The sequence below is a fragment of the Amycolatopsis sp. CA-126428 genome, assembly GCF_002904335.1.
Taxonomy (GTDB): domain Bacteria; phylum Actinomycetota; class Actinomycetes; order Mycobacteriales; family Pseudonocardiaceae; genus Amycolatopsis.
This window is the reverse complement of record NZ_PPHF01000074.1, coordinates 414,020-433,345: the sequence shown is the minus strand read 5'-3', so window position 1 is coordinate 433,345 and position 19,326 is coordinate 414,020. Positions and strand designations below refer to the sequence as shown.

Annotated in this window: 20 protein-coding genes; 13 read left to right on the top strand and 7 right to left on the bottom strand. The window is 72.9% G+C overall.

What is annotated here, in order from left to right; all coding sequences use genetic code 11:
• Window position 1: 1 nt before the first annotated feature.
• A complete protein-coding gene (locus C2L58_RS20390) occupies window positions 2-586 on the bottom strand; it encodes a TIR domain-containing protein (RefSeq protein WP_103339181.1) in 585 nt (194 codons plus the stop codon).
• Between the two features lie 262 nt (window positions 587-848).
• On the opposite strand from C2L58_RS20390, the gene C2L58_RS20385 reads away from it, so the two are divergent.
• On the top strand, window positions 849-1,823 hold the full coding sequence (locus tag C2L58_RS20385) for an SEFIR domain-containing protein (protein ID WP_103339180.1): 975 nt from the start codon (window positions 849-851) through the stop codon (window positions 1,821-1,823).
• Here the strand turns inward: C2L58_RS20385 and ptsP are convergent.
• The gene (gene ptsP / locus C2L58_RS20380; protein WP_103339179.1) at window positions 1,765-3,375 is read right to left on the bottom strand and encodes a phosphoenolpyruvate--protein phosphotransferase; all 1,611 of its coding nucleotides are present in this window, start codon (window positions 3,373-3,375) and stop codon (window positions 1,765-1,767) included. The two genes, C2L58_RS20385 and ptsP, sit on opposite strands and share 59 nt — an antisense overlap.
• 103 nt (window positions 3,376-3,478) lie before the next feature.
• Here ptsP and C2L58_RS20375 point away from each other — a divergent pair, with 103 nt between their 5' ends.
• From C2L58_RS20375 to C2L58_RS20355, 5 genes are read left to right on the top strand one after another with little or no spacing between them, the layout of a single operon-like run.
• On the top strand, window positions 3,479-4,240 hold the full coding sequence (locus C2L58_RS20375; protein ID WP_103339178.1) for a DeoR/GlpR family DNA-binding transcription regulator: 762 nt from the start codon (window positions 3,479-3,481) through the stop codon (window positions 4,238-4,240).
• Window positions 4,237-5,181, top strand: a complete 945-nt coding sequence (pfkB, locus tag C2L58_RS20370) for a 1-phosphofructokinase (RefSeq protein WP_103339177.1) — start codon at window positions 4,237-4,239, stop codon at window positions 5,179-5,181. Before C2L58_RS20375 ends, pfkB begins: the two co-directional genes overlap by 4 nt.
• Window positions 5,178-5,630 carry a PTS sugar transporter subunit IIA gene (locus C2L58_RS20365; RefSeq protein ID WP_103339176.1) on the top strand — a complete coding sequence of 151 codons (453 nt, stop codon included), beginning with the start codon at window positions 5,178-5,180 and terminating at the stop codon, window positions 5,628-5,630. Before pfkB ends, C2L58_RS20365 begins: the two co-directional genes overlap by 4 nt.
• A gap of 2 nt (window positions 5,631-5,632) precedes the next feature.
• Window positions 5,633-7,084, top strand: coding sequence for a PTS fructose transporter subunit IIC (locus C2L58_RS20360; protein WP_103339175.1), 1,452 nt, complete (start codon window positions 5,633-5,635; stop codon window positions 7,082-7,084).
• An 11-nt stretch (window positions 7,085-7,095) separates the two neighbouring features.
• The gene (locus C2L58_RS20355; RefSeq protein WP_103339174.1) at window positions 7,096-7,374 is read left to right on the top strand and encodes an HPr family phosphocarrier protein; all 279 of its coding nucleotides are present in this window, start codon (window positions 7,096-7,098) and stop codon (window positions 7,372-7,374) included.
• A gap of 68 nt (window positions 7,375-7,442) precedes the next feature.
• Here C2L58_RS20355 and C2L58_RS20350 read toward each other — a convergent pair whose 3' ends face one another.
• Window positions 7,443-8,030, bottom strand: coding sequence for a TetR/AcrR family transcriptional regulator (locus C2L58_RS20350; protein WP_103339173.1), 588 nt, complete (start codon window positions 8,028-8,030; stop codon window positions 7,443-7,445).
• Window positions 8,031-8,114: 84 nt separating this feature from the next.
• On the opposite strand from C2L58_RS20350, the gene C2L58_RS20345 reads away from it, so the two are divergent.
• From C2L58_RS20345 to C2L58_RS20320, 6 genes are all read left to right on the top strand, one after another.
• A complete protein-coding gene (locus tag C2L58_RS20345; RefSeq protein WP_103339172.1) occupies window positions 8,115-9,410 on the top strand; it encodes a cytochrome P450 in 1,296 nt (431 codons plus the stop codon).
• Entirely contained in the window at window positions 9,407-10,297 is an 891-nt protein-coding gene (locus tag C2L58_RS20340; RefSeq protein WP_103339171.1) for an alpha/beta fold hydrolase, read from the top strand. Before C2L58_RS20345 ends, C2L58_RS20340 begins: the two co-directional genes overlap by 4 nt.
• Window positions 10,281-11,126 (top strand): SDR family NAD(P)-dependent oxidoreductase, encoded by an 846-nt coding sequence (locus tag C2L58_RS20335; protein WP_103339170.1) that lies wholly within the window; start codon window positions 10,281-10,283, stop codon window positions 11,124-11,126. The genes C2L58_RS20340 and C2L58_RS20335 overlap by 17 nt, the downstream gene beginning before the upstream one ends.
• Window positions 11,123-12,598 carry a flavin-containing monooxygenase gene (locus C2L58_RS20330; protein WP_103339169.1) on the top strand — a complete coding sequence of 492 codons (1,476 nt, stop codon included), beginning with the start codon at window positions 11,123-11,125 and terminating at the stop codon, window positions 12,596-12,598. Before C2L58_RS20335 ends, C2L58_RS20330 begins: the two co-directional genes overlap by 4 nt.
• A 33-nt stretch (window positions 12,599-12,631) precedes the next feature.
• Window positions 12,632-13,498 (top strand): NAD(+)/NADH kinase, encoded by an 867-nt coding sequence (locus C2L58_RS20325; RefSeq protein WP_103339168.1) that lies wholly within the window; start codon window positions 12,632-12,634, stop codon window positions 13,496-13,498.
• A 98-nt stretch (window positions 13,499-13,596) separates the two neighbouring features.
• Window positions 13,597-14,310 (top strand): DUF998 domain-containing protein, encoded by a 714-nt coding sequence (locus C2L58_RS20320; RefSeq protein WP_233225812.1) that lies wholly within the window; start codon window positions 13,597-13,599, stop codon window positions 14,308-14,310.
• Here C2L58_RS20320 and C2L58_RS20315 read toward each other — a convergent pair.
• On the bottom strand, window positions 14,292-14,651 hold the full coding sequence (locus C2L58_RS20315) for a DNA polymerase ligase N-terminal domain-containing protein (RefSeq protein WP_233225811.1): 360 nt from the start codon (window positions 14,649-14,651) through the stop codon (window positions 14,292-14,294). The genes C2L58_RS20320 and C2L58_RS20315 overlap by 19 nt on opposite strands.
• Window positions 14,652-14,730: 79 nt before the next feature.
• Here C2L58_RS20315 and C2L58_RS20310 point away from each other — a divergent pair, with 79 nt between their 5' ends.
• The gene (locus C2L58_RS20310) at window positions 14,731-15,720 is read left to right on the top strand and encodes a YdcF family protein (RefSeq protein WP_103339165.1); all 990 of its coding nucleotides are present in this window, start codon (window positions 14,731-14,733) and stop codon (window positions 15,718-15,720) included.
• A gap of 12 nt (window positions 15,721-15,732) precedes the next feature.
• Here C2L58_RS20310 and C2L58_RS20305 read toward each other — a convergent pair whose 3' ends face one another.
• From C2L58_RS20305 to C2L58_RS20295, 3 genes are all read right to left on the bottom strand, one after another.
• Window positions 15,733-16,947: a glycosyltransferase gene (locus C2L58_RS20305; RefSeq protein WP_103339164.1), complete on the bottom strand. Its 1,215-nt coding sequence runs from the start codon at window positions 16,945-16,947 to the stop codon at window positions 15,733-15,735.
• Between the two features lie 241 nt (window positions 16,948-17,188).
• Complete coding sequence (locus C2L58_RS20300) at window positions 17,189-18,019, bottom strand: SDR family NAD(P)-dependent oxidoreductase (protein ID WP_103339163.1); 831 nt, start codon at window positions 18,017-18,019, stop codon at window positions 17,189-17,191.
• Window positions 18,016-19,020, bottom strand: a complete 1,005-nt coding sequence (locus C2L58_RS20295; RefSeq protein ID WP_369904226.1) for an alpha/beta hydrolase — start codon at window positions 19,018-19,020, stop codon at window positions 18,016-18,018. Before C2L58_RS20295 ends, C2L58_RS20300 begins: the two co-directional genes overlap by 4 nt.
• Window positions 19,021-19,326 lie beyond the last annotated feature (306 nt).

The window sequence follows — 19,326 nt, the reverse complement described above, 5'->3', positions numbered from 1 at the left end:
GTCAGAACCTCGGCATCCGCGCCGGCTTCGGCGGTTCGGGGGCCGGCGTGTGCACCGGCCAGTCCGCCCGCCAGTCCGGCGCTCGTTCGATGAGATCCTCGAGTTCGTCGGCGATCTCCGCGATCTTGTGGTTGAAGTCGAGGTACGCCGGCGCGGCCTGGAAGTGCTCGAAGGGGTGGTTCCACTGCTGCAGGTCACGCATGCGCCGCTCGTGCGCCCACGCCGGGAAGTTCCGTGAGTCGCAGAAGATCACCGGGTAGATCAGCGGCCACGGGTGGTCCGGCGCCGGGCGCATGGTCAGTTCCTCCCGCTTCGCCATGGAATGCCACTCCGCCAGGCACCATTCGTCCCGGAAGTACTTCGGCGAACACACCGGCACCAGCACCCGGGTGCGCAGCAGCGCGGTACGCACTTCCCCCGCCCAGCTCGCCCCGGTGCGCACCTGGTCGTCGCAGAAGATCCGGACGTCCCGGTAGAAGTTCTGGTCGAGCACTTCGGTCAGCCGGGGGTGGAAATGGTTTTTCACCCACGCCGAAATGTCCCGGCCGGCGCGTTGGTAGCTGATGAACACGTCGTACTCGTACACGCGTGCCCTCGCTCCTTCGCCGCTCCCCACCAGGCAACGGCCCATCCTAGGCCCGGCCCGCACGGCGGGAGAAGGCGGGAAACCGGACAGAATGATGCCAATACCTGGCCATTTGACGGCGCTCTCACGGCCCGGCCGGAAAAGCTTGACATACGCGAAGAAGGCGGATAGATGAGTGGTCAGTGCGCCCGGCGCGCTGAATTCTTTTCCGCAGGCCGATTCGCAAGATCGGTGAATCACCGACTCGACGGGGAGGGGCGCGATGCCCGACCGTGCCGCGCCCCGGGTGTTCGTGACCTACTCGCACGACACCCCGGAACACAAAGAACTCGTGCACGGCTTCGCGTCGTTCCTGCGCGCCGGGATCGGCTTGGACGTGCACCTCGACGCCTGGTACGACAACACGCGCCGCGACTGGTCGCTGTGGGCCACCGAGAACCTCGAGAGGGCGGACTTCATCCTGGTCATCGCTTCGCCCGACTACAAGCGCCGCGCCGACGGCACCGCGCTGCCCCACGAGGGGCGGGGCGCCCAGTTCGAAGCGGCGATCATCCGGAACAACCTGACCCGGGACCTGCGCCGCGAGACCGAGCGGGTGCTGCCGGTCGTGTTGCCCGGCCGGTCGATCGACGAGATCCCGGCCTTCCTCAACGCCCACTCGACGACCCGGTACGAAGTCCGCGAGTTCACCGAAGCGGGCGTGACCGACCTCCTCGCCGCGATCACCGGGCGGGGCCAGTACCCGATGCCCCGGCGCGGAACCTGGCGCGGCGGCGCCGCCGGCGATCAGCGGGTGCCGGCCGGCGAACTGCCCTGGGTGTGCGCCAGCAACGGCGTCAAACGCGGAGCGGCGTCGATCGACGGCCGGAGCTACGAGCAGAGCATCGTCCTGCGGCCGGCCTCGCCGGCGGTCACCGGACCGGGGTTCGTCGAGCTGGAACTGGGCGGCAACTACCGGCGGTTCACCACCGTCGCCGGGGTTCTCGACGACGCCGCGGACGCGTTCCAGGTCGGCCGGGTCCGCGTGGTGCTCGACGGCACCCCGCGCTCCGAGCACGACGTCTCGGCCGGGAAACCGGCCGCCATCGACCTGGACGTGACCGGCGCCCGCCTGCTGCGGCTGGAACTGTCCCGTCCGGGCACACCGGCGTCACCGCTGCGTTCCGCGGCGTTCGTCGTCACCCCGCGGAACGCCCGGCCGCCCGAACTGGCGCTGGGCGATCCGACCGTGACCTAGCGCGGCAGCCGTCCAGGTCCACCTCGTGCAGTGCCGCGCCCACGCCCGCCAATGCCGCCGCGTTCATCGACAACGACGTCACACCCAGGCCCACCAGCACCGGCGCCAACGCCGGGTCCGCCGCCGCCTCGCCGCACACGCCGACCGGCTTTCCCGCCGCCGCGCCGGCTTGCGCGACCATGCCCACCAGCTTCAGCAACGCCGGCTGGTGCGGGTCGTTCAACGCCGCCACCGCGCCCAGCTGGCGGTCCGCCGCGAACACGTACTGGGCCAGGTCGTTCGTCCCCAGCGACACGAAGTCCACCTCCGCGAGGATCTCATCGGCGCACAACGCCGCCGCCGGGATCTCGATCATCACGCCCACCCGCTCGATGCCCGCCGCGCGGGCGCGGGACGCGAACCAGGCCGCTTCCGCCGCCGTGGCCACCATCGGGGCCATCACCGACAGTTCCACGCCCGTGTCCGCGGCCGCCGCCGCGATCGCCGACAGCTGGCGGTCCAGCAGGTCCGGGCGGTCGAACGCCACCCGGAGGCCGCGGACACCCAAGGCCGGATTGGGTTCTTCGCCCATCGGCAGGAACGCCAGGGGCTTGTCCGACCCCGCGTCCAGCGTCCGGACGACGACCGGCTTGCCCGCGAACGGGGCCAGCACCGCCGCGTACGCGGCCCGTTGCTCGGCCTCCGTCGGCTCGGAAGCCGCTGAGAGGTAACAGAATTCGGTGCGGAACAGCCCGACGCCTTCCGCTCCGGCCGCCGCCGCGGCCGATGCGTCCGCCGCGGAGCCGACGTTGCCCAGCAGCTTCACGCGGTGGCCGTCGGCGAGGCGGCCGACGCCGTCCCACGTCGGGCGGGACGTCCGGGCCGGCGCCCGCACCGTGCCGTCGGAGGGGGTCACCGTGCCCGCCGAACCGTCGACCGCGAGCCCCGGGCTGTCCAGGTCCAGCACCCCGGCGCACGCGACCACGGCGGGAATGCTCAGCGCCCGCGCCAGGATCGCGGTGTGGCTCGTCGGGCCACCCTCCGCCGTCACCAGCGCCAGGACCAGCTCCGGGTCGAGCCCGGCGGTGTCAGCCGGGGCGAGGTCGCGCGCCACCAGCACGCTCGGCGACGTCAGCTCCGGCACGCCCGGCGGGGCCACGCCCAGCAAGGCCGCGACGATCCGGTCGCGGACGTCGGCGACGTCCCGGGCGCGTTCGGCCAGGTAGCCGCCGGCCGCCCGCAGGGCCGTCATGAACTCCCCCGCCGCTTCCCACACCGCCCGCGGCGCCGGGAGCGAACGCGCGTGGACGAGCTTCTCCGCGGACGCGGTCAACGTCGGGTCGGAGGCCATGGCGGCCGTCGTCTCCAGGACCGACCGGGCATCTCCGGACACGGAACGGGCACGATCGGACAACGCGGCCGCCACTGAGGCCGCCGCTTGCCCGATCTTGCCCGCTTCGGCCTCGAGGTCCGCCGGAGCGGGCGTAGAAGCGGGTTCGGGCAGGTCAGCGGCCACGAGGACACGCGGGCCGTCGACCCGGCCGGGGCTGACTCCGACGCCGGACAGCTGCATTTCGGGACCTCCGGGAGCAAAGGATCTCGTAACTGGGGATTGACACTACGGTAACAACGGGCACAATCAAACGGCAACGGGCAAACATCGGAGAGGAACGGGCATGTACGCCGCCGAACGGCACCAGCTCCTGGCGCAACGCGCACGACGTGACGGCCGTGTCGACGTCGGTGACGTCGCCGCCGAACTCGGTGTCGCCCCCGAGACCATCCGACGCGACCTCGGCGTCCTCGAACGCCAAGGCGTGGTCCGCCGCGTCTACGGCGGCGCGGTCGCCGTCGAACGACTCGACTTCGAACCCGAGGTCGCCCAGCGGGACCAGACCAACGCCGCCGAAAAGGACGCCATCGCCCGGGCCGCGCTGGACCTGGTGCCCGACCGCGGCTCGATCCTGCTCGACGCCGGCACCACGACCAGCAGGGTCGCGACGCTGCTGCCCGCCGACCGCGAGCTGACGGTGATCACCAACTCGATCCCGGTCGCCTCGATCCTCGCCACCCGGCCGGGCATCACGCTGCACATCCTGGGCGGCCGCGTCCGCGGGACGACGCTCGCCGCGGTCGAGGCCTGGACGCTGCGCGCGCTCGAAGGCCTGCTCGTCGACGTCGCTTTCCTCGGCGCCAACGGCTTTTCGGCCGAGCACGGCTGCACGACGCCGGACATGGCCGAGTCCGCGGTGAAGGCCGCCGTGGTCGCCGCCGCCCGCAAGCGGGTGCTGCTGGCCGACCACAGCAAGTACGGCACCGACCAGCTCAGCCGCTTCGCGCGGCTGGCGGAGATCGACGTCCTGATCACCGACAGCGGCATCGACGCGGGCGCGGTCGCCGAACTCGAAGAAGCGGGCCCGGAGGTGGTGCTGGCGTGATCGTCACCGTGACCCCCAACCCGAGCCTCGACCGGACCGCGCGGCTGGCCGAACTGCGCCGCGGCGAGGTGAACCGGGCCGAAGCCGTCCGGCTCGACCCCGGCGGCAAGGGCGTGAACGTCGCCCGCGCGCTGGCCGCCGCCGGAACCCCGACCGTCGCGCTGCTGCCCGCGGGCGGCCCGGTCGGCGAGCGGCTGGCCGACCTGCTCGCGCCCGAAGGCGTCCCGGTCGTCGCCGTGCCGATCGCCGGGTCGACCCGCAGCAACATCACGCTCGTCGAAGCCGACGGGACCACGACGAAGATCAACGAGCCGGGCCCCGAGATCTCCCCCGCCGAACTCGCCACCCTCGAACGCCGCGCCGTCGAACTGGCCGTGCGCGGCGAATGGCTGGTGTGCTGCGGCAGCCTCCCCACGGGCCTGCCCGACGACTTCTACGCCCGGCTGACGAAGCTCGCCCGCGAAGCCGGGGCGAAGGTCGCCGTCGACTCGTCCGGCGCGCCGCTCGCCGCCGCCTGCACGGCCGGCCCCGACCTGCTCAAGCCCAACCTCGACGAGCTGATCGAGCTCGCCGGCCGCCCGCTCCCGCTGCTCGGCGACGTCGTCGCGTTCTGCCGGGAGCTGATCTCCGGTGGCGTCGGCCGCGTGCTGGTCAGCCTGGGCGCTCGCGGCGCGGTGCTCGTCGAGGAGACCGGAACCTGCCACGCGCTGGGCCCGCTCGTGGCCGTGCGCAGCACCGTCGGCGCCGGAGACGCCGCACTCGCCGGGTTCCTCCACGCGGGAGGAACCGGCCCCCAAGCCCTGCGCGCCGCGGTCGCCTACGGCACCGCCGCGGTCACGCAGGAGGGCAGCCGCATGCCCACCCCGCAGGACGTGCACCCCGACCAGGTGCGCGTGCTCGACGCCGACCCCACCTTCACCCTCAGCGGAGCCGCCGCATGACCACCCCAGACCTGATCACCGCCGACCTGGTCGACCTCGGCCTCGACGCCGCCGGCAAGCAGACCGCCATCCGCGGCCTCGCGCAGCGGCTCGTCGACGCCGGGCGGGTGACCGACCTCGACCTGTTCCTGAAGGACGTCGCCGCCCGCGAAGAGCAGATGGCCACCGGGCTCGAAGGCGGCATCGGCATCCCGCACTGCCGCTCGGCCGCGGTGACCACGCCGACGCTGGCGTTCGGCCGCAGCGACGCGGGCATCGACTTCGGCGCGCCGGACGGACCGGCGAAGCTGATCTTCCTCATCGCCGCGCCGGAAGGCGGGGGCAGCGACCACCTCAAGGTCCTCGCCGCCCTCGCCCGGCGGCTGGTCCGGGCGGAGTTCAAGCGGAACCTGCTGGACGCCACCGACGCCGCCGCCCTCGCCGAGTACATCCGCCAGGAGGTGGCCTGATCATGAAGTTCGTCGCCATCACCGCCTGCCCCACCGGGATCGCCCACACCTACATGGCGGCCGAGTCGCTGGAGCAGACCGCCAAGGCCAACGGCGACGAGATCGTCGTCGAGACCCAGGGTTCGGCCGGGTCCGAACCGCTGTCCGCCGAGGACATCGCGAGCGCGGACGCCGTCATCTTCGCCGCGGACCTCGCGGTGCAGGGCCGGGACCGCTTCGCCGGGAAGCCGATCGTCGAAGCGCCGGTCAAGGCCGCGATCAACGACGCGGCCGGGCTGTTCGAACGCGCCAAGGCCGCCGCCCGCGAGCCCGTCGACGCCGCGCCCGCCACCCCGGAACTCACCTCGAAGGTCGGCGCGAACGACAACGCCGGGACCAAGATCCGCCAGTGGCTGATGACCGGCGTCAGCTACCTCATCCCGTTCGTCGCCGCGGGCGGCCTGCTCATCGCGCTGAGTTTCGCCCTCGGCGGCTACAAGATCGTCGACGCGCCGAAGGTCACCGAGCACTTCGACGCGGGTTCGGTCGCCGGCTGGGCCGCGCTGATGTTCCAGATCGGCAGCGCGGCGTTCGCCTTCCTGGTGCCGGTGCTGGCCGGGTTCATCGCCTTCGCGATGGCCGACCGCCCGGCGATCGCCCCCGGTTTCGTGGGTGGCGCGATCGCCGTCACCGTCGGGGCCGGTTTCCTCGGCGGCCTCGTCGCCGGTCTGCTGGCCGGTGGCGTCGTGCTGGCGCTGAAGAAGATCCAGGTGCCGAAGGCGATGCGGGGCATCATGCCGGTGGTGGTGTACCCGCTGCTCGGGTCCATTGTGGTCGGTGTGCTGATGTACGTCGTGGTCGGCAAGCCGATGGCCACGGTAACAATGGGCCTGACCAACTGGCTCAACAGCCTCAGCGGTGTCAGCGCGCTGCTGCTGGGCGCGCTGCTCGGCCTGATGATGGCCTTCGACATGGGCGGCCCGGTCAACAAGGCCGCGTACGCCTTCGCCGTCGGCGGCCTGACCACCGGCGCGACGGCGTCGCTGCAGATCATGGCCGCGGTGATGGCGGCCGGGATGGTGCCGCCGCTGGCCCTGGCGCTGGCGTCCACGGTCCGCAAGAAGCTGTTCACCGAGGCCGAACGCGAGAACGGCCGCGCGGCCTGGCTGCTCGGCGCGTCGTTCATCACCGAGGGCGCGATCCCGTTCGCCGCGGCGGACCCGTTCCGCGTGATCCCGTCGATCATGCTCGGCTCGGCGGTCACCGGCTCGCTGTCGATGGCGTTCGGCACGACGCTGCGCGCCCCGCACGGCGGGATCTTCGTGCTCCCGCTGATCGGCAACCCGCTGCTGTTCCTGGTGGCGCTGATCGCCGGGACGCTGGTCGCCGCCGGGTCGGTGATCGCGCTCAAGCAGGTGCGCTTCCGGGCGGCCGAGCGTTCCGCCGCCGTTTCCAGCCAGCCGGTCAACGCGTGAAGGAGTCCACTGTGTACCAACGCCGCACGCTCGTCGCCAGCAGCGTCGGGCTCCACGCCCGCCCGGCGGGCCTGGTCGCTCGCATGGCGGCCGGCCAGTCCGCGAAGGTGACGATCGCGAAGGTCAGCGCCGGGGTCGCAGGCGACCCGGTCGACGCGGCCAGCGTCCTGGGGTTGATGACCCTGGGCGCGGGTCATGGAGACGAGGTCGAGCTGACCGCCGATGGTGACTCGGCCCGAGAGTCCGTCGACGCGCTGGCCGAACTGATCGCCCAGGACCTGGACGCCTGAGCGCCGCCGCGGCTCCGATCGCCACGACCGGAGCCGCGGCGGCCGGCATCACTCACAGCCCGGAGCCGTCAGGCCGGGCCGAGCAACGCGATCGACGCCCGCACCGCGAGCTCGGTGACATCACCGGCCCGGCCGCCGTCCTCCACCGTCGTCGCGATCAGCTCGCGCAATCCGCCCAGCAGCATGATCGACAGCTGCCGCGAAGGGGGGCTGATGCCCGCCGCGCGCATCTCCGGGGTGTCCGTCAAGCGCTGTGTCATCGCGATGAACCCCTCCATCGCGTCACGCTGCAGTTCACGGGCCGGCGCGCCCAGCGCGGGGACGTCCCGGATCCAGCTCAGCGTGATCGCCGGCTCCGATTCCGCGCAGCCGATCCACGCCTCGATCGCCTGACGCACCTGGACGGCCCACGGCGCGCGCGGGTCCACCGCCTCGGAAATCTGCCGGATCATCGACCGGTTCGCCTCCGCCAGGAGCGCGATCAAGCACTCTTCGCGGCTGGAGAAGTGCTCGTAGAACGTCCGCCGGGACGTGCGGGCGCGGCGGACGACGTCGGCCACCGTCGTGTCGCGGAAGCCGGCCTCGGTGATCGATTCGGCCAGCCCGTCCAGGAGGCGCTGGCGGAATCGGCGGGTGTCGACGTCCACGGAAGTCACGCTATACCCCTCCTCTTGAAACTGGATGGTACACCGGCGTACCGTACCGACGGTACGCTCGCGTACCACCTTCCGGGAGGGTCGATGACGACCATGACACGCCCCGCAGTGCTGCCGCCGGGGCCCACCGCGCCCCGCGCCGTCCAGGGCGCCTACGCGCTGACGCAGCCCCTGCGCGGCATGCGGCGGCTCAAAGAACGCTATGGGGACGCCTTCACGGTGAACGTGCCGATCTTCGGCAACGCCGTGGTGATCAGCGGCGCCGCCGAGATCAAGCAGCTGTTCACCTCCGGGCCCGAGCTCGTCGACAACCTCGAGGTCAACCTCGGGCGGGTGCTCGGCTCCCGGTCGATGTTCGCGCTCTCCGGCGACGAGCACAAACGGCAGCGCAAGCTCCTGGTCCCGCCGTTCCACGGCCGCCGCCTCGCCGCGTACGAGAAGATCGTCGAGGAAGAAACCGCGCGAGAACTGGCGAGCTGGCCCGAAGGCAAAGCGTTCGCCACGCTGCCGTCGATGATGCGGATCACCCTCAACGCCATCCTCCGCGCGGTCTTCGGCGCCGAGGGGGCCGAGTTCGCCGAGCTGCGCGAGCTGCTCCCGCCGTTCGTCACCCTCGGCTCCCGGCTGGCCGTGCTGCCCATCCCCAAGAAGGGCCGCTTCAACCCGTGGCGCCGCTTCGAACGGATGCGCCGCGAGTACGACGCCATCGTCGACCGGCTGATCATCAAGGCCCGCGACGAACCCAAAGACGACGTCCTCTCGATGCTGCTGCAGACCCGCTACGACGACGGGTCGGGACTGAGCCGCGAAGAGATCTCCGACCAGCTCCTCACCCTGCTCACCGCCGGGCACGAGACCACGGCGACCACCCTGGCCTGGGCCGTCGAGCGCCTCCGCCGCCACCCCGCGCTGCTGGCGGAACTGCAGGACGACGACGGAAAACTGCTCGACGCCACGATCCTCGAGGTCCAGCGCACCCGGCCGGTCATCGACCTCACCGCCCGGCAGGTCAAGCAGGACGGCTTCCGGCTCGGCCGGTGGACGCTGCCGAAGGGGTACGCGGTGCTCGTCAGCATCGCGCTGATCCACGACGACGACGCCGTCTTCCCCCACGCCGCCGCCTTCGACCCGCACCGCTTCGCCGGCGCGCGCCCGGATCTCTCCCAGTGGATCCCGTTCGGCGGCGGCACCCGCCGCTGCCTCGGCGCCGCCTTCGCGACCATGGAAATGACCGTCGTGCTGCGGACCCTGCTGCGGGACTTCACGCTGGTTCCGACGAGCGAGCCGGGCGAACGCTGGCACTCGCGGGGCGTGGCTTACGCCCCGGCCAAGGGCGGCCGCGTGATCGTGCGCCGCCGGACCACCGGAGGAGATTCGTGACCGACCAGATCGCCGACGCCGGCCGGGGTGTTTCCCTGGCCTACGAGCGGATCGGGGACACCGGCGCCGAGCCGCTGGTCCTCGTCGCCGGCCTGGGCCAGCAGCTGCACAGCTGGCCGGACGCCTTCTGCGCGCACCTCGCCGAACGCGGGTACGAGGTCATCCGGTTCGACAACCGCGACGCCGGCCGCTCCACGCACCCGCGCTTCCGGCCGCCGAGCCTGCTCGGCATGCTCGCGGGCCGGTTCCCCGCGCAGCAGTACGACCTCACGGACATGGCCGCCGACACCATCGGCCTGTTCGACGCCCTCGACCTCGAGACCGCGCACATCGCGGGCGTCTCCATGGGCGGCATGATCTCCCAGACCACGGCCGCTTTGTACCCGGAGCGGATCCGCACCCTGACGTCGATCATGTCGACGACCGGGTCGCGCGTGCTCGGCCGGCCCGCGCTTTCGACGTTGCGGATGATGGGCGCGAAGCCGCCGAAGTCCCGCGAGGAGGCGGTCGAAAGCGCCGTCCGGATGTTCCGCCACATCGGCTCGCACGGCTTCCCGTTCGACGAGGCCCGGGTCCGCGAGCTGGCCGGGACGGGCTGGGACCGCGACCCGACGGCCGGCGGCGTGGGCCGTCAGCTCGCCGCCATCATGAAGTCCGGCAACCGGACGCCGCTGCTGCGCAAGATCACCGCGCCGACGCTGGTGATCCACGGCGACCGCGACCGGATGGTCCACCCCACCGGCGGTGCGGCCACCGCGCGCGCCATCCGGGGCGCCCGCCTCGAAACCGTCCGCGGGATGGGCCACGACCTGCCCGAAGGCGCGTGGGCCACGGTGCTCGACCTCATCGACCAGCACGCGAGGAGCAGCGATGTCCCGGCCCCGTAGCCTCAGCGGCCGTCCGGTGGTCATCACCGGCGCGGCGTCCGGCATCGGCCGGGCGCTGGCCACCCGGCTCTCCCGGCTCGGCTCGCCGGTCGCCCTCGCCGACGTCGACGAGGACGGCCTGAAAGCCACCGCGGCCGCGCTGTCCGGCCGGGTGCTGACCCGCGTGCTCGACGTCCGCGACGCGGAAGACCAGCTGCGGTTCGCCGACGAGGTCCGCGAGTGGCTCCCGGCCCCGCTGGCCGCGGTGTTCAACAACGCCGGCGTCGCGGTGACCTCGACCGTGCTCGACGCGGTGCCCGAGGACGACGACTGGCTGCACGACATCGACTTCCGCGGTGTCGTGCACGGGACGCGGGCGTTCCTCCCCATCCTCGTCGAGCAGGGCGAGGACGCGATCGTGAACACCTCCAGCGTGTTCGGCCTGCTCGGGATGCCGTACCAGAGCGCCTACTGCGCGGCGAAGTTCGCCGTCCGCGGCTTCACCGACTCGCTGCGGCAGGAACTGCACGGGACCGACGTCCGCGCGATCACCGTGCACCCGGGTGGCATCACGACGAACATCGCGCGCAACGCCCGGGTGCGGCGCGACCCCGAGGGCCGGGGCCGCACCCACGAGCAGATGGCCGCCCAGTTCGAGGCGATGACGATGACGTCGCCGGAGAAAGCCGCGGCGATCATCCACGCCGGCGTCGACCGCGGGAAGGCCCGCATCCTGGTCGGCCCGGACGCCTACCTGTTCGACGCGCTTGCCCGGATCACCCCCACCCACTACAACGCCGTGCTGACGCGCGTCATGCGGCGCGCCCGGCGGACGGAGACCGTGTCATGACCGAACACCTCGACGTGCTGATCGTCGGCGCCGCGCTGTCCGGCGTCGGCGCGGCCCACCACCTGCGCACGGCGTTCCCGCGCAAGAGCTACGCGATCCTCGAGGCTCGCGACGCGATCGGCGGCACGTGGGACCTGTTCCGCTACCCCGGCGTGCGGTCCGACTCGGACATGCAGACCCTCGGGTACCGGTTCCGGCCGTGGACCGACGCGAAGGCCATCGCGGACGGGCCGTCGATCCTGCGGTACGTCCGCGACACCGCCGCCGACGCGGGCATCGATCGGCACATCCGGTTCGGGCACCGGGTGGTCCGCGCCGAGTGGTCCACAGAGGACGCACGGTGGACCGTCGAAGCCGAGCACGACGGGCAGCGAGTCGAGTTCACCGCGAAGTTCCTGTACCTGTGCAGCGGCTACTACGACTACGCGGCCGGGCACACGCCGGAGTTCCCGGGTCTCGAGAACTTCGGCGGCACCGTCGTCCACCCGCAGCACTGGCCGGAGGACCTCGACTACACCGGCAAGAAGGTCGTCGTCATCGGCAGCGGCGCCACCGCGGTCACCCTCGTCCCGGCGATGACCGACCGCGCCGCGCACGTGACGATGCTGCAGCGCTCCCCCACCTACATCCTCTCGCTGCCGTCGGAGGACGCGCTGGCCAACCGGCTGCGCAAGGTGCTCGGCCCGAAGCTGGCGTACCCGATCGCGCGCTGGAAGAACGTCGCGGTGAGCACGCTGATCTACCAGCTCAGCCGGCGCCGCCCGGCCGTGGTGAAGGCGATGATCCGCAAGGCGACCGCGAAGCAGCTGCCACCCGGGTTCGCCGTCGACACCCACTTCAAGCCGCGGTACCAGCCCTGGGACCAGCGGCTGTGCCTGGTCCCGGACGGCGACCTGTTCCGGTCGATCCGCCGCGGCGACGCCTCGATCGTCACCGACCGGATCGCGGAGTTCACCGAGCGGGGTATCAAGCTCGAATCGGGCGACGAGCTCGAGGCGGACGTCGTCGTCACCGCGACCGGACTGCGGCTGCTCGCCTTCGGCGGCATCGAGCTGGCGGTGGACGGCGCCCCGGTGAAGCTGCCGGAAACCCTGGCCTACAAGGGCATGATGCTCAGCGGCGTACCGAACTTCGCCTTCACGATCGGCTACACCAACGCGTCGTGGACGCTCAAGGCCGACCTGGTCGGCGAGTACGTCGTCCGGCTGCTGCGCCACCTCGACCGGCACGGCTACGACCAGTGCGTGCCGGTCAACGACGACCCGGCGGTCACCGAGCGGCCGCTGCTGGACTTCGACGCCGGATACGTGCAGCGGTCGATCGACGAGTTCCCCAAGGCGGGTTCGCGGGCGCCGTGGCAGCTGGGCATGAGCTACGCGCACGACGTCGTCAAGCTCCGGCACGGCCGGATCGACGACGGCGCGCTGCGGTTCTCGCGGCGGCGAGCGGGAGCGGGCAGACTGAGCGCATGACGCTCGGTACCTCCCCCGCCCAGGGCCGCTGACATGCACTCAGCGGGCCTCGTGCTGCACCCCCGCCGCGACTCCGCGGCCGCCGTCGAAGCCGTCCTCGGCTGGGCGAGCAACCGGAACATCGAAGTCCTCGGCATCGCCGACGAGATCGTCCGGCTCAACTGCGCCGCGATCGGGGTGACGCCCGAGGAGCTCGGCCGCCGCTCCGACCTGGTGGTCAGCCTCGGCGGCGACGGCACGATGCTGCGGGCCATGCGGCTGGCCGACGGCCAGCGCGCGCCGGTGCTGGGGGTGAACCTCGGCAAGCTCGGCTTCCTGGCCGAGGTCGACGTCCCGGACCTGCCCGGCGCGCTCTCGGCCATCGACGGCCACGAGTTCACGGTCGAGCCGCGGCTGGCCGTGGACGCGGTGCTGCAGGGGCGGAAGATCACGGCGTTCAACGACATCGCCGTGGTGCGGGTGCCCGGTGACGGCAGTGCGGTGGTCGCCGTCCGCGTCGGCGGCCAGCCGTTCGTGAGCTACTCGGCCGACGCGGTGGTCGTCGCGACCCCGACCGGCTCGACGGCGTACAGCTTCTCCGCGGGCGGCCCGATCACCAGCCCGGCGGTGGAGGCCCTGCTGGTGACGCCGGCGGCGCCGCATTCGGCGTACAGCCGGGGCGTGGTGCTCTCGGTGCACGACGAGGTGACCCTGGAACTGCTGCCGACCAGCGGCCGGCTGGCGGTGGAGGTCGACGGCCAGGTCGAGGGGTACATCTCCCCCGGCGAACGGCTCGACCTGCGCGGCCGGCCGAGCGCGGCGCGGGTGGTCCGGCTCGGGATGACGACGTTCTACCAGCGGGCGCGGCGCAAGCTGCGGCTCACGGATTCGGCCGAGATCCCGCAGGACGGCGACCACTGACGGTGTCCTGCGTCACAGCGGGGATGCGTCGGCAATGGTCACGGAAAGGTCACGGGTAGCGTCCGCGCCTGCGCCTGAACCAGCCGAACCGTCCCGGAGTGTTTTCCCACATGCTGTGTCCCGCACCCGTCCGTCCCCGCCTGCGCGCCCGCCTGCTCGTGCCGGGAGCCCTCGCCGCCTTCGCCGGCGCCGTCGTCCTGCTCGCCGTGCTGCACGTCGACCGCCGGCTCGCGCCCCTCGACCCGGTCAGCACGATGCTCAGCGACTACGCGCTGAGCGCGGGCCGCTGGCTGTGGGACGGCGCGCTGCTGCTCACCAGCACGGGCTCGGCGCTGCTGCTGGTCGCGCTCTACCGCCGTGGCCTGCTGGCCAACCCGGCACTGGTGGCGGCGAAGGCCCTGTGGTGCGTGAGTCTCCTGGCGGTCGCGGTGTTCGCGAAGGATCCGCAGGGTGGCGCGGTCACCGCGACGGGCAAGATCCACCTGTACGCCTCGGCGGTGACGTGCCTGAGCCTGCCGGTCGTCGGCTGGGCGCTGGGGCGGCGGCACCGCGACGACCCGCGCTGGCGGCGCTTCGCGACCTGGTCGCGGCGGCTGGCGCTGGCGGCGATCCCGTTCTACCTGCCGTTCATCGTCCCGTTCGCGGTGAACGTCGTCCTCGGCGGCCACCTGCCCACTGTGGCGACCGGCCTGGTCGAGCGGCTGATGATGGTCCTGGAGATCGCCCTGCTGGGCGTCCTGGGGCACTGGGCGCACCGCGCGATGCCGGCCGGGGTCCGGTTCCGGCCGCGTGCTCAGGTGTCGCCCGGCTGATCGCGGGTGCGGTGCAGGAGCCAGTCGCGGGCGGTGCGGATCAGCGCGTACCGCACCGCGCCCGCCCGGCCGTGCAGGGTGAACAGGAGGCGCTTGGCCGTCCGGTCGTGCTCCTCCCACCAGCCGGTGTCGGCGATCTTCTTCGTCTCGTCCTCGTAGCCGAGGTGGTCGAGTGCGTGGTCGGGCACGGCGACGGCGAGCCGGTCGGCGCCGGAGTCCGGCGGGAGGCCGCGCGGCACCGCCCAGGAGCGCAGCACGCCGTCCTCCTCCAGCCGCAGGTCGAAATGGTGCCGCGGGCGGAAGTGCTCGTGCAGCACGAACGCCGGTCGCTCATCGCTCACGGCGTTCACCATGCCAGATCACCCGTCCGGGTAAGCCCGGCTAGGTTGGGGACCCACAGGGGATTCCAGGGAGGCCGGGGTGACCGTCGCCGGTGGGGTGCTGCCGGTCGCCGCCGGCGTGGCCCTCGTCGTGTTCGCAGCGAGGCTGGCGCGCGAACCGCGGCGGCTGGGCAACGCCGTCTGGCTCGGCGTGGCGCTCCTGCTGACCGCGCTGTGGCTGCTGCGCGCGGCGCTGCACCTCGAGTGGCTGACGCCGGTGCTGCTCGGGCTGCTGGGCGTCGTGGCGGTGCTCGTCGCCCTGGGGCTGCCGGCCGCGCTGATCGTCAACGGCGTGCGGATGTGGCGGCGGGAAGGCCGCAGCGCCGGGAACCTGCTGTCGCTCGGCCTCGGCGCCGGCCTGGTCACGCTGGAGGCGCTGACCTTCGCGCCGCTCGGCCGGTGGGGTTCGGCTCTGGTGGCCATCGCCGTCGTGCTGACCGGCTACTTCGGGTTCCTCTTCCTGTCCCTGCTGGTCTATTCGGTGGTGTACAGCCGGATCGGCCGCCGCGGCGGGTTCGACGCGATCATCGTGCTCGGCTGCGGCCTCGACGGCGAGCGCGTGCCGCCGCTGCTGGCCGGGCGGCTCGAACGCGCGATCCGCCTCCACGACCGGGAGCAGGCACCGCCGCTGCTGGTCGTTTCGGGCGGGCGGGGTCCCGGCGAGACGATCTCCGAAGCCGAAGCGATGCACGCCTACCTGCGGGACCGCGGCATCCCGGACGACCGCATCCGGCGCGAGGACCAGGCCCGCACGACCGAGGAGAACCTCCGGTTCTCGGCCGCGCTGCTCCCCGCCGGCGCGCGGCGGGTGGTCGCGGTGACCAGCAGCTACCACGTGTTCCGGGCGGCGGTGGAGTGCCGCCGGCTCGGCCTGCCGTTCCACGCGACGGGCGCGCCGACGGCCCGCTACTTCCTGCCGAGCGCGCTGCTGCGCGAGTTCGCAGCGCTGATCCTGCACTACCGCCGGACGACGATCGCGGCGTGCGTGGTGATCGTCGGCGCGGGCCTCCTGCTGGCCATCTTCGCCTGAGCCGCGGACCACCTAGCCCGCACGCAGGACCGAGCACGCGCGGGCCACGCCGTCCTCGGCCCGCAGGCGCGCGCCGACGTACTGCGCGCCCCGGCGGAACAGCGGGTTCTCCGTCAGCTCCCGCAGCCGGGCGGTCAGCGAGCCGACGTCGAGTTCCTCGAGCGGCAACGGTTTCGGACCGGCGCTCAGCCGCGACACCCGGTCGCCCCAGTAGGGCTGGTCGGAGAAGACGGGGCAGACCAGCGCCGGCACCCCGGCGCGCAGCCCGGCGGCGGTGGTCCCGGCACCGCCGTGGTGGACGACGGCGGCGGTGCGCGGGAACAGCCAGTCGTGCGGGACGTCCCCGGCGATCAGCAGGTCGTCCCCGCCGGCCCCGGTGCTGAGGACACCGCGCAGCCCGGCCCGGCGCAACGCCGTGGTGACGATCTCGTACGTCCGCTCGGCGTCGGCGGGCTGCATGCTGCCGAAGCCGGCGTACACCGGCGGCGGTCCCGCGGCGAGGAAGTCGCGCAGCCGCGGGTCCGGGCGCGGGTGCGCGGTGTCGAGGAACCAGTAGCCGGTGACGTGCACCCGGGCGGGCCAGTCGGCCGGCCGCGGCACGACGGCGTCGGAAAATCCGCACAGCACGGGCGAAGAGCGCCGCGGCCCGCGTCGTCCGGCTTTCGGCAGGCCGAGCGTCTCGACGCGCCAGCGGTCGACTTCGGGCCGCAGGACCTGCCAGGCGACGGCGTCGACGGCGGTGAAGCTGAGGTGCCGTCCCCACGGGCCGAGCCGGGCGGCCTGTGGCAGGAGCGGATGGGCGAAGGCGCGCGTCGGGACGCTGGGCTGGTAGTGCAGCTCGACGTCGGGGACGCCGAGGTGGGCGCCCAGGTGCGTGCCGAGGAAGCCGAGGGAGGGGGCGAGCACGAGATCGGCCCCGGCGGCGCCGGCGTGGACGTCGGCGAGGAGCCGGTCGAGGACGGGCCGCAGAACGGCCCTCAGCCCGGAGAGAAAGCTCCGGCGGCTCCCGGTGGTCCACGCCCGCCCGGCGGCCGAACCGAGGATGGCGGCGGGATCGGCCGACAGGGGCGCGAAGCCGAGCCCGTGGGCTTCGGCGAGCGCCTGGAAGCCGGGCGCGGCGAGCAGGCGGACGCGATCGCCATCGGCGGCCAGGCCACGTCCGAGAGCCACGCACGGCTGGACATCGCCGCGCGAGCCCGGCGCGACGATCACGACCAGGCGGCTCATCGCTTCGCTCCGGCCCGGCGGTGGGGCGGACTCGGCCGGCCAGCCGCCGCACCACCGTCGCGCAGCCCAGCCACCACCCCACCGCTCCGCCCAGGCCCGGGGAGCGGTGAAGCAGACTCGGCTGGCCGTCCGCCGGACAGCCACAGCCGCCACCACCTCGCCGCCCCGCTCTGGCGCCGGGTGTGGCCAGGCAGACTCAGCCGGCCCTCCGCCGCACCACCGCCAACTCCCCGGCCACACCTCATCGCTTTGCCGCCGTCAGGTGGTACCGCACCCGGAACGGCAAGCTCGCCAGCACCGCCGCCAGCCGGGCGTCCCGGCCGACCAGATAACGCGGCGCCGGCCGCCGAGCCGTCAGCGCCCGGACTACCGTCTCCGCCGCGCGGCGTGGCGGCACCCCCGTCCGGGCGGAGCGGGCCGCGCTGCGTTCCGCCGTCGCCAGTTGCTCGGCGTACCTCTCCAAGGCCGCCGGGGGCAACCGTTCGCGGACCTCCTCCGCCGCCGCGCGGGCTCGGGGCCAGATCGGTGTGGCCACCGCTCCCGGCTCGACCAGCACCACCCGGATCCCTTCCGGGGCGAGTTCCGCGCGCAGGCTGTCGGTCAAGCCGACCAGGGCGAACTTAGACGTGTGGTACGGCCCGACCATCGGGCCCGCGATCCGGCCGCCGATCGAGCCGATCGTCACCACGCGCGGCGATTCCGCGCGCCGCAACGCCGGCAGCATCGCGCACGTCACCGCCAGCTGGCCCGTGACGTTCACCTCCAGCTGTTCCCGGAACGCCGCCAGCGGCACGTGCTCGAGCGGCCCCGGCCGCGCCACTCCGGCGTTGTTCACCAGGCCTCGCAACGGTCCCGCCGCCGCGACGCGCTTTCCGCACCGGGCGACCGACTCCGCGTCACGCAGGTCCATCCGCAGCACCGTGACCGCGTCGCCGTACGCGCGCTCGATGTCCGCTTCGTCCGCGTCGGTGCGTACGCTCGCCCACACGTGCGCGCCCCGCCGGACCAGCTCCGCCACGCAGGCGCGCCCGATCCCGCCCGCCGCCCCGGTGACCACGTAGGACGGCTTCACGACGCCAGCACCCGCAGCATCCGCGGCCACGTCTTGTGCAGCTGGTCCTGCCAGTACGCCCACTGGTGCGTGCCCGGGCCGTAAAGATCCGCCGTCACCGGGACGCCGAGGTCACGCAGCCGGCCGGCCATCGCCGTCGTCTGGGCCCCGCAGAGGAACTCCAGGAGCATTGCCCCGGGCAGGATGTCGATCGGGAGCTTGGCGTCGAGCGGGCCCGGCAGCCCGTTGCCCGCCGAGAGGTACAGCTCGGTGCCGCGCAGGCGGTCCGCGTTCACCAGCGGGTCGTGCGCTTCCCAGCGCGCGGCCTCGCGGCGGCGGTCGCCCCACAGGGCCTCGGGGTCGAGGTGGGCCGACGTGACGATCGCGCTCGTCAGCAGGTCGCCGCCCGCGCCGGCCGGGTTGACGTTGCCGCTGAAGGAGGCCGCGTAGCGGAACACGCCCGGCCGCCGCGCGGCGAGTTCGAGCGCGCCGTACCCGCCGAGGGACAGGCCCGCGGCCGCGCGCCGGCCGTTGCCGCGGTAGCCGCGGTCGATCAGCTGCGGCAGTTCGACGGCGGTGAAGGTCTCCCACTGGTTGAGCGCGAGGTCCTTGCCGTAGTTCCACCAGTCGCTGAAGAAGCCCGCGGATCCCGCACCGGGCATGACCACCAGGACGTCGGCGTCGTCGGCGAGCCGCCGGACGTCGGTGTTCGCGCTCCAGCCGCGGTAGTCCTGCAGCCGGGTCTCGCCGGCCAGCAGGTAGACCGCCGCCCAGCGCCGGTCCGGCTCGGCCGCCCAGGTCCGCGGCAGGATCAGCCGGACCATCATGTACGCCCCGACCCCCGCCGAGCGCACGGTCAGGTCGAGCACCCGCGCGTCACCGTCCACAGTGGTCTGGGCGACGACGTGCGAGCCGTCGTCGGCCCGGGCGTCCGGGACGCCGGCCGCGGCCGAGGCGGGAGTGCCGGGCAGCGCGCACACCGCTGTCGCCAGCGCCGTGAACCACCTCACAAAAGGGCGCATGCGTTTCCTTTCCCGATCCTCGAAGGTGCGGCCAAGCTAAAGGAAAGAGGACAGGAAAAGCAATTGTCCTGTCCACGATGTGAGCGGACAATGTGAATGCCAGGGAAACGAACTCCCCCGCACGGGTGAGGCGGTGGTCGCGCAGGGTGACCAATCTCGGACGGCCGTGCCACAACCCGGTACCGAACTCGCCAGTAACCTGCAATCCGGCAGCTCACGCGCTGTGCCCGAAGATGTTTACGCGGTCTTGAGGTGCTTCCGGTAACCGATTTCCCCGCGTAGCCTTCGCCGTGCCGCCGGATCGGA

Coding starts and splice junctions, on each gene's coding strand:
- C2L58_RS20335 (WP_103339170.1), top strand. CDS start 10,281: ATGTCCCGGCCCCGTAGCCTCAGCGGCCGTCCGGTGGTCATCACCGGC.
- C2L58_RS20295 (WP_369904226.1), bottom strand. CDS start 19,020: ATGCGCCCTTTTGTGAGGTGGTTCACGGCGCTGGCGACAGCGGTGTGC.
- C2L58_RS20345 (WP_103339172.1), top strand. CDS start 8,115: ATGACGACCATGACACGCCCCGCAGTGCTGCCGCCGGGGCCCACCGCG.
- C2L58_RS20360 (WP_103339175.1), top strand. CDS start 5,633: ATGAAGTTCGTCGCCATCACCGCCTGCCCCACCGGGATCGCCCACACC.
- C2L58_RS20385 (WP_103339180.1), top strand. CDS start 849: ATGCCCGACCGTGCCGCGCCCCGGGTGTTCGTGACCTACTCGCACGAC.
- C2L58_RS20365 (WP_103339176.1), top strand. CDS start 5,178: ATGACCACCCCAGACCTGATCACCGCCGACCTGGTCGACCTCGGCCTC.
- C2L58_RS20330 (WP_103339169.1), top strand. CDS start 11,123: ATGACCGAACACCTCGACGTGCTGATCGTCGGCGCCGCGCTGTCCGGC.
- ptsP (WP_103339179.1), bottom strand. CDS start 3,375: ATGCAGCTGTCCGGCGTCGGAGTCAGCCCCGGCCGGGTCGACGGCCCG.
- C2L58_RS20305 (WP_103339164.1), bottom strand. CDS start 16,947: ATGAGCCGCCTGGTCGTGATCGTCGCGCCGGGCTCGCGCGGCGATGTC.
- C2L58_RS20325 (WP_103339168.1), top strand. CDS start 12,632: ATGCACTCAGCGGGCCTCGTGCTGCACCCCCGCCGCGACTCCGCGGCC.
- C2L58_RS20375 (WP_103339178.1), top strand. CDS start 3,479: ATGTACGCCGCCGAACGGCACCAGCTCCTGGCGCAACGCGCACGACGT.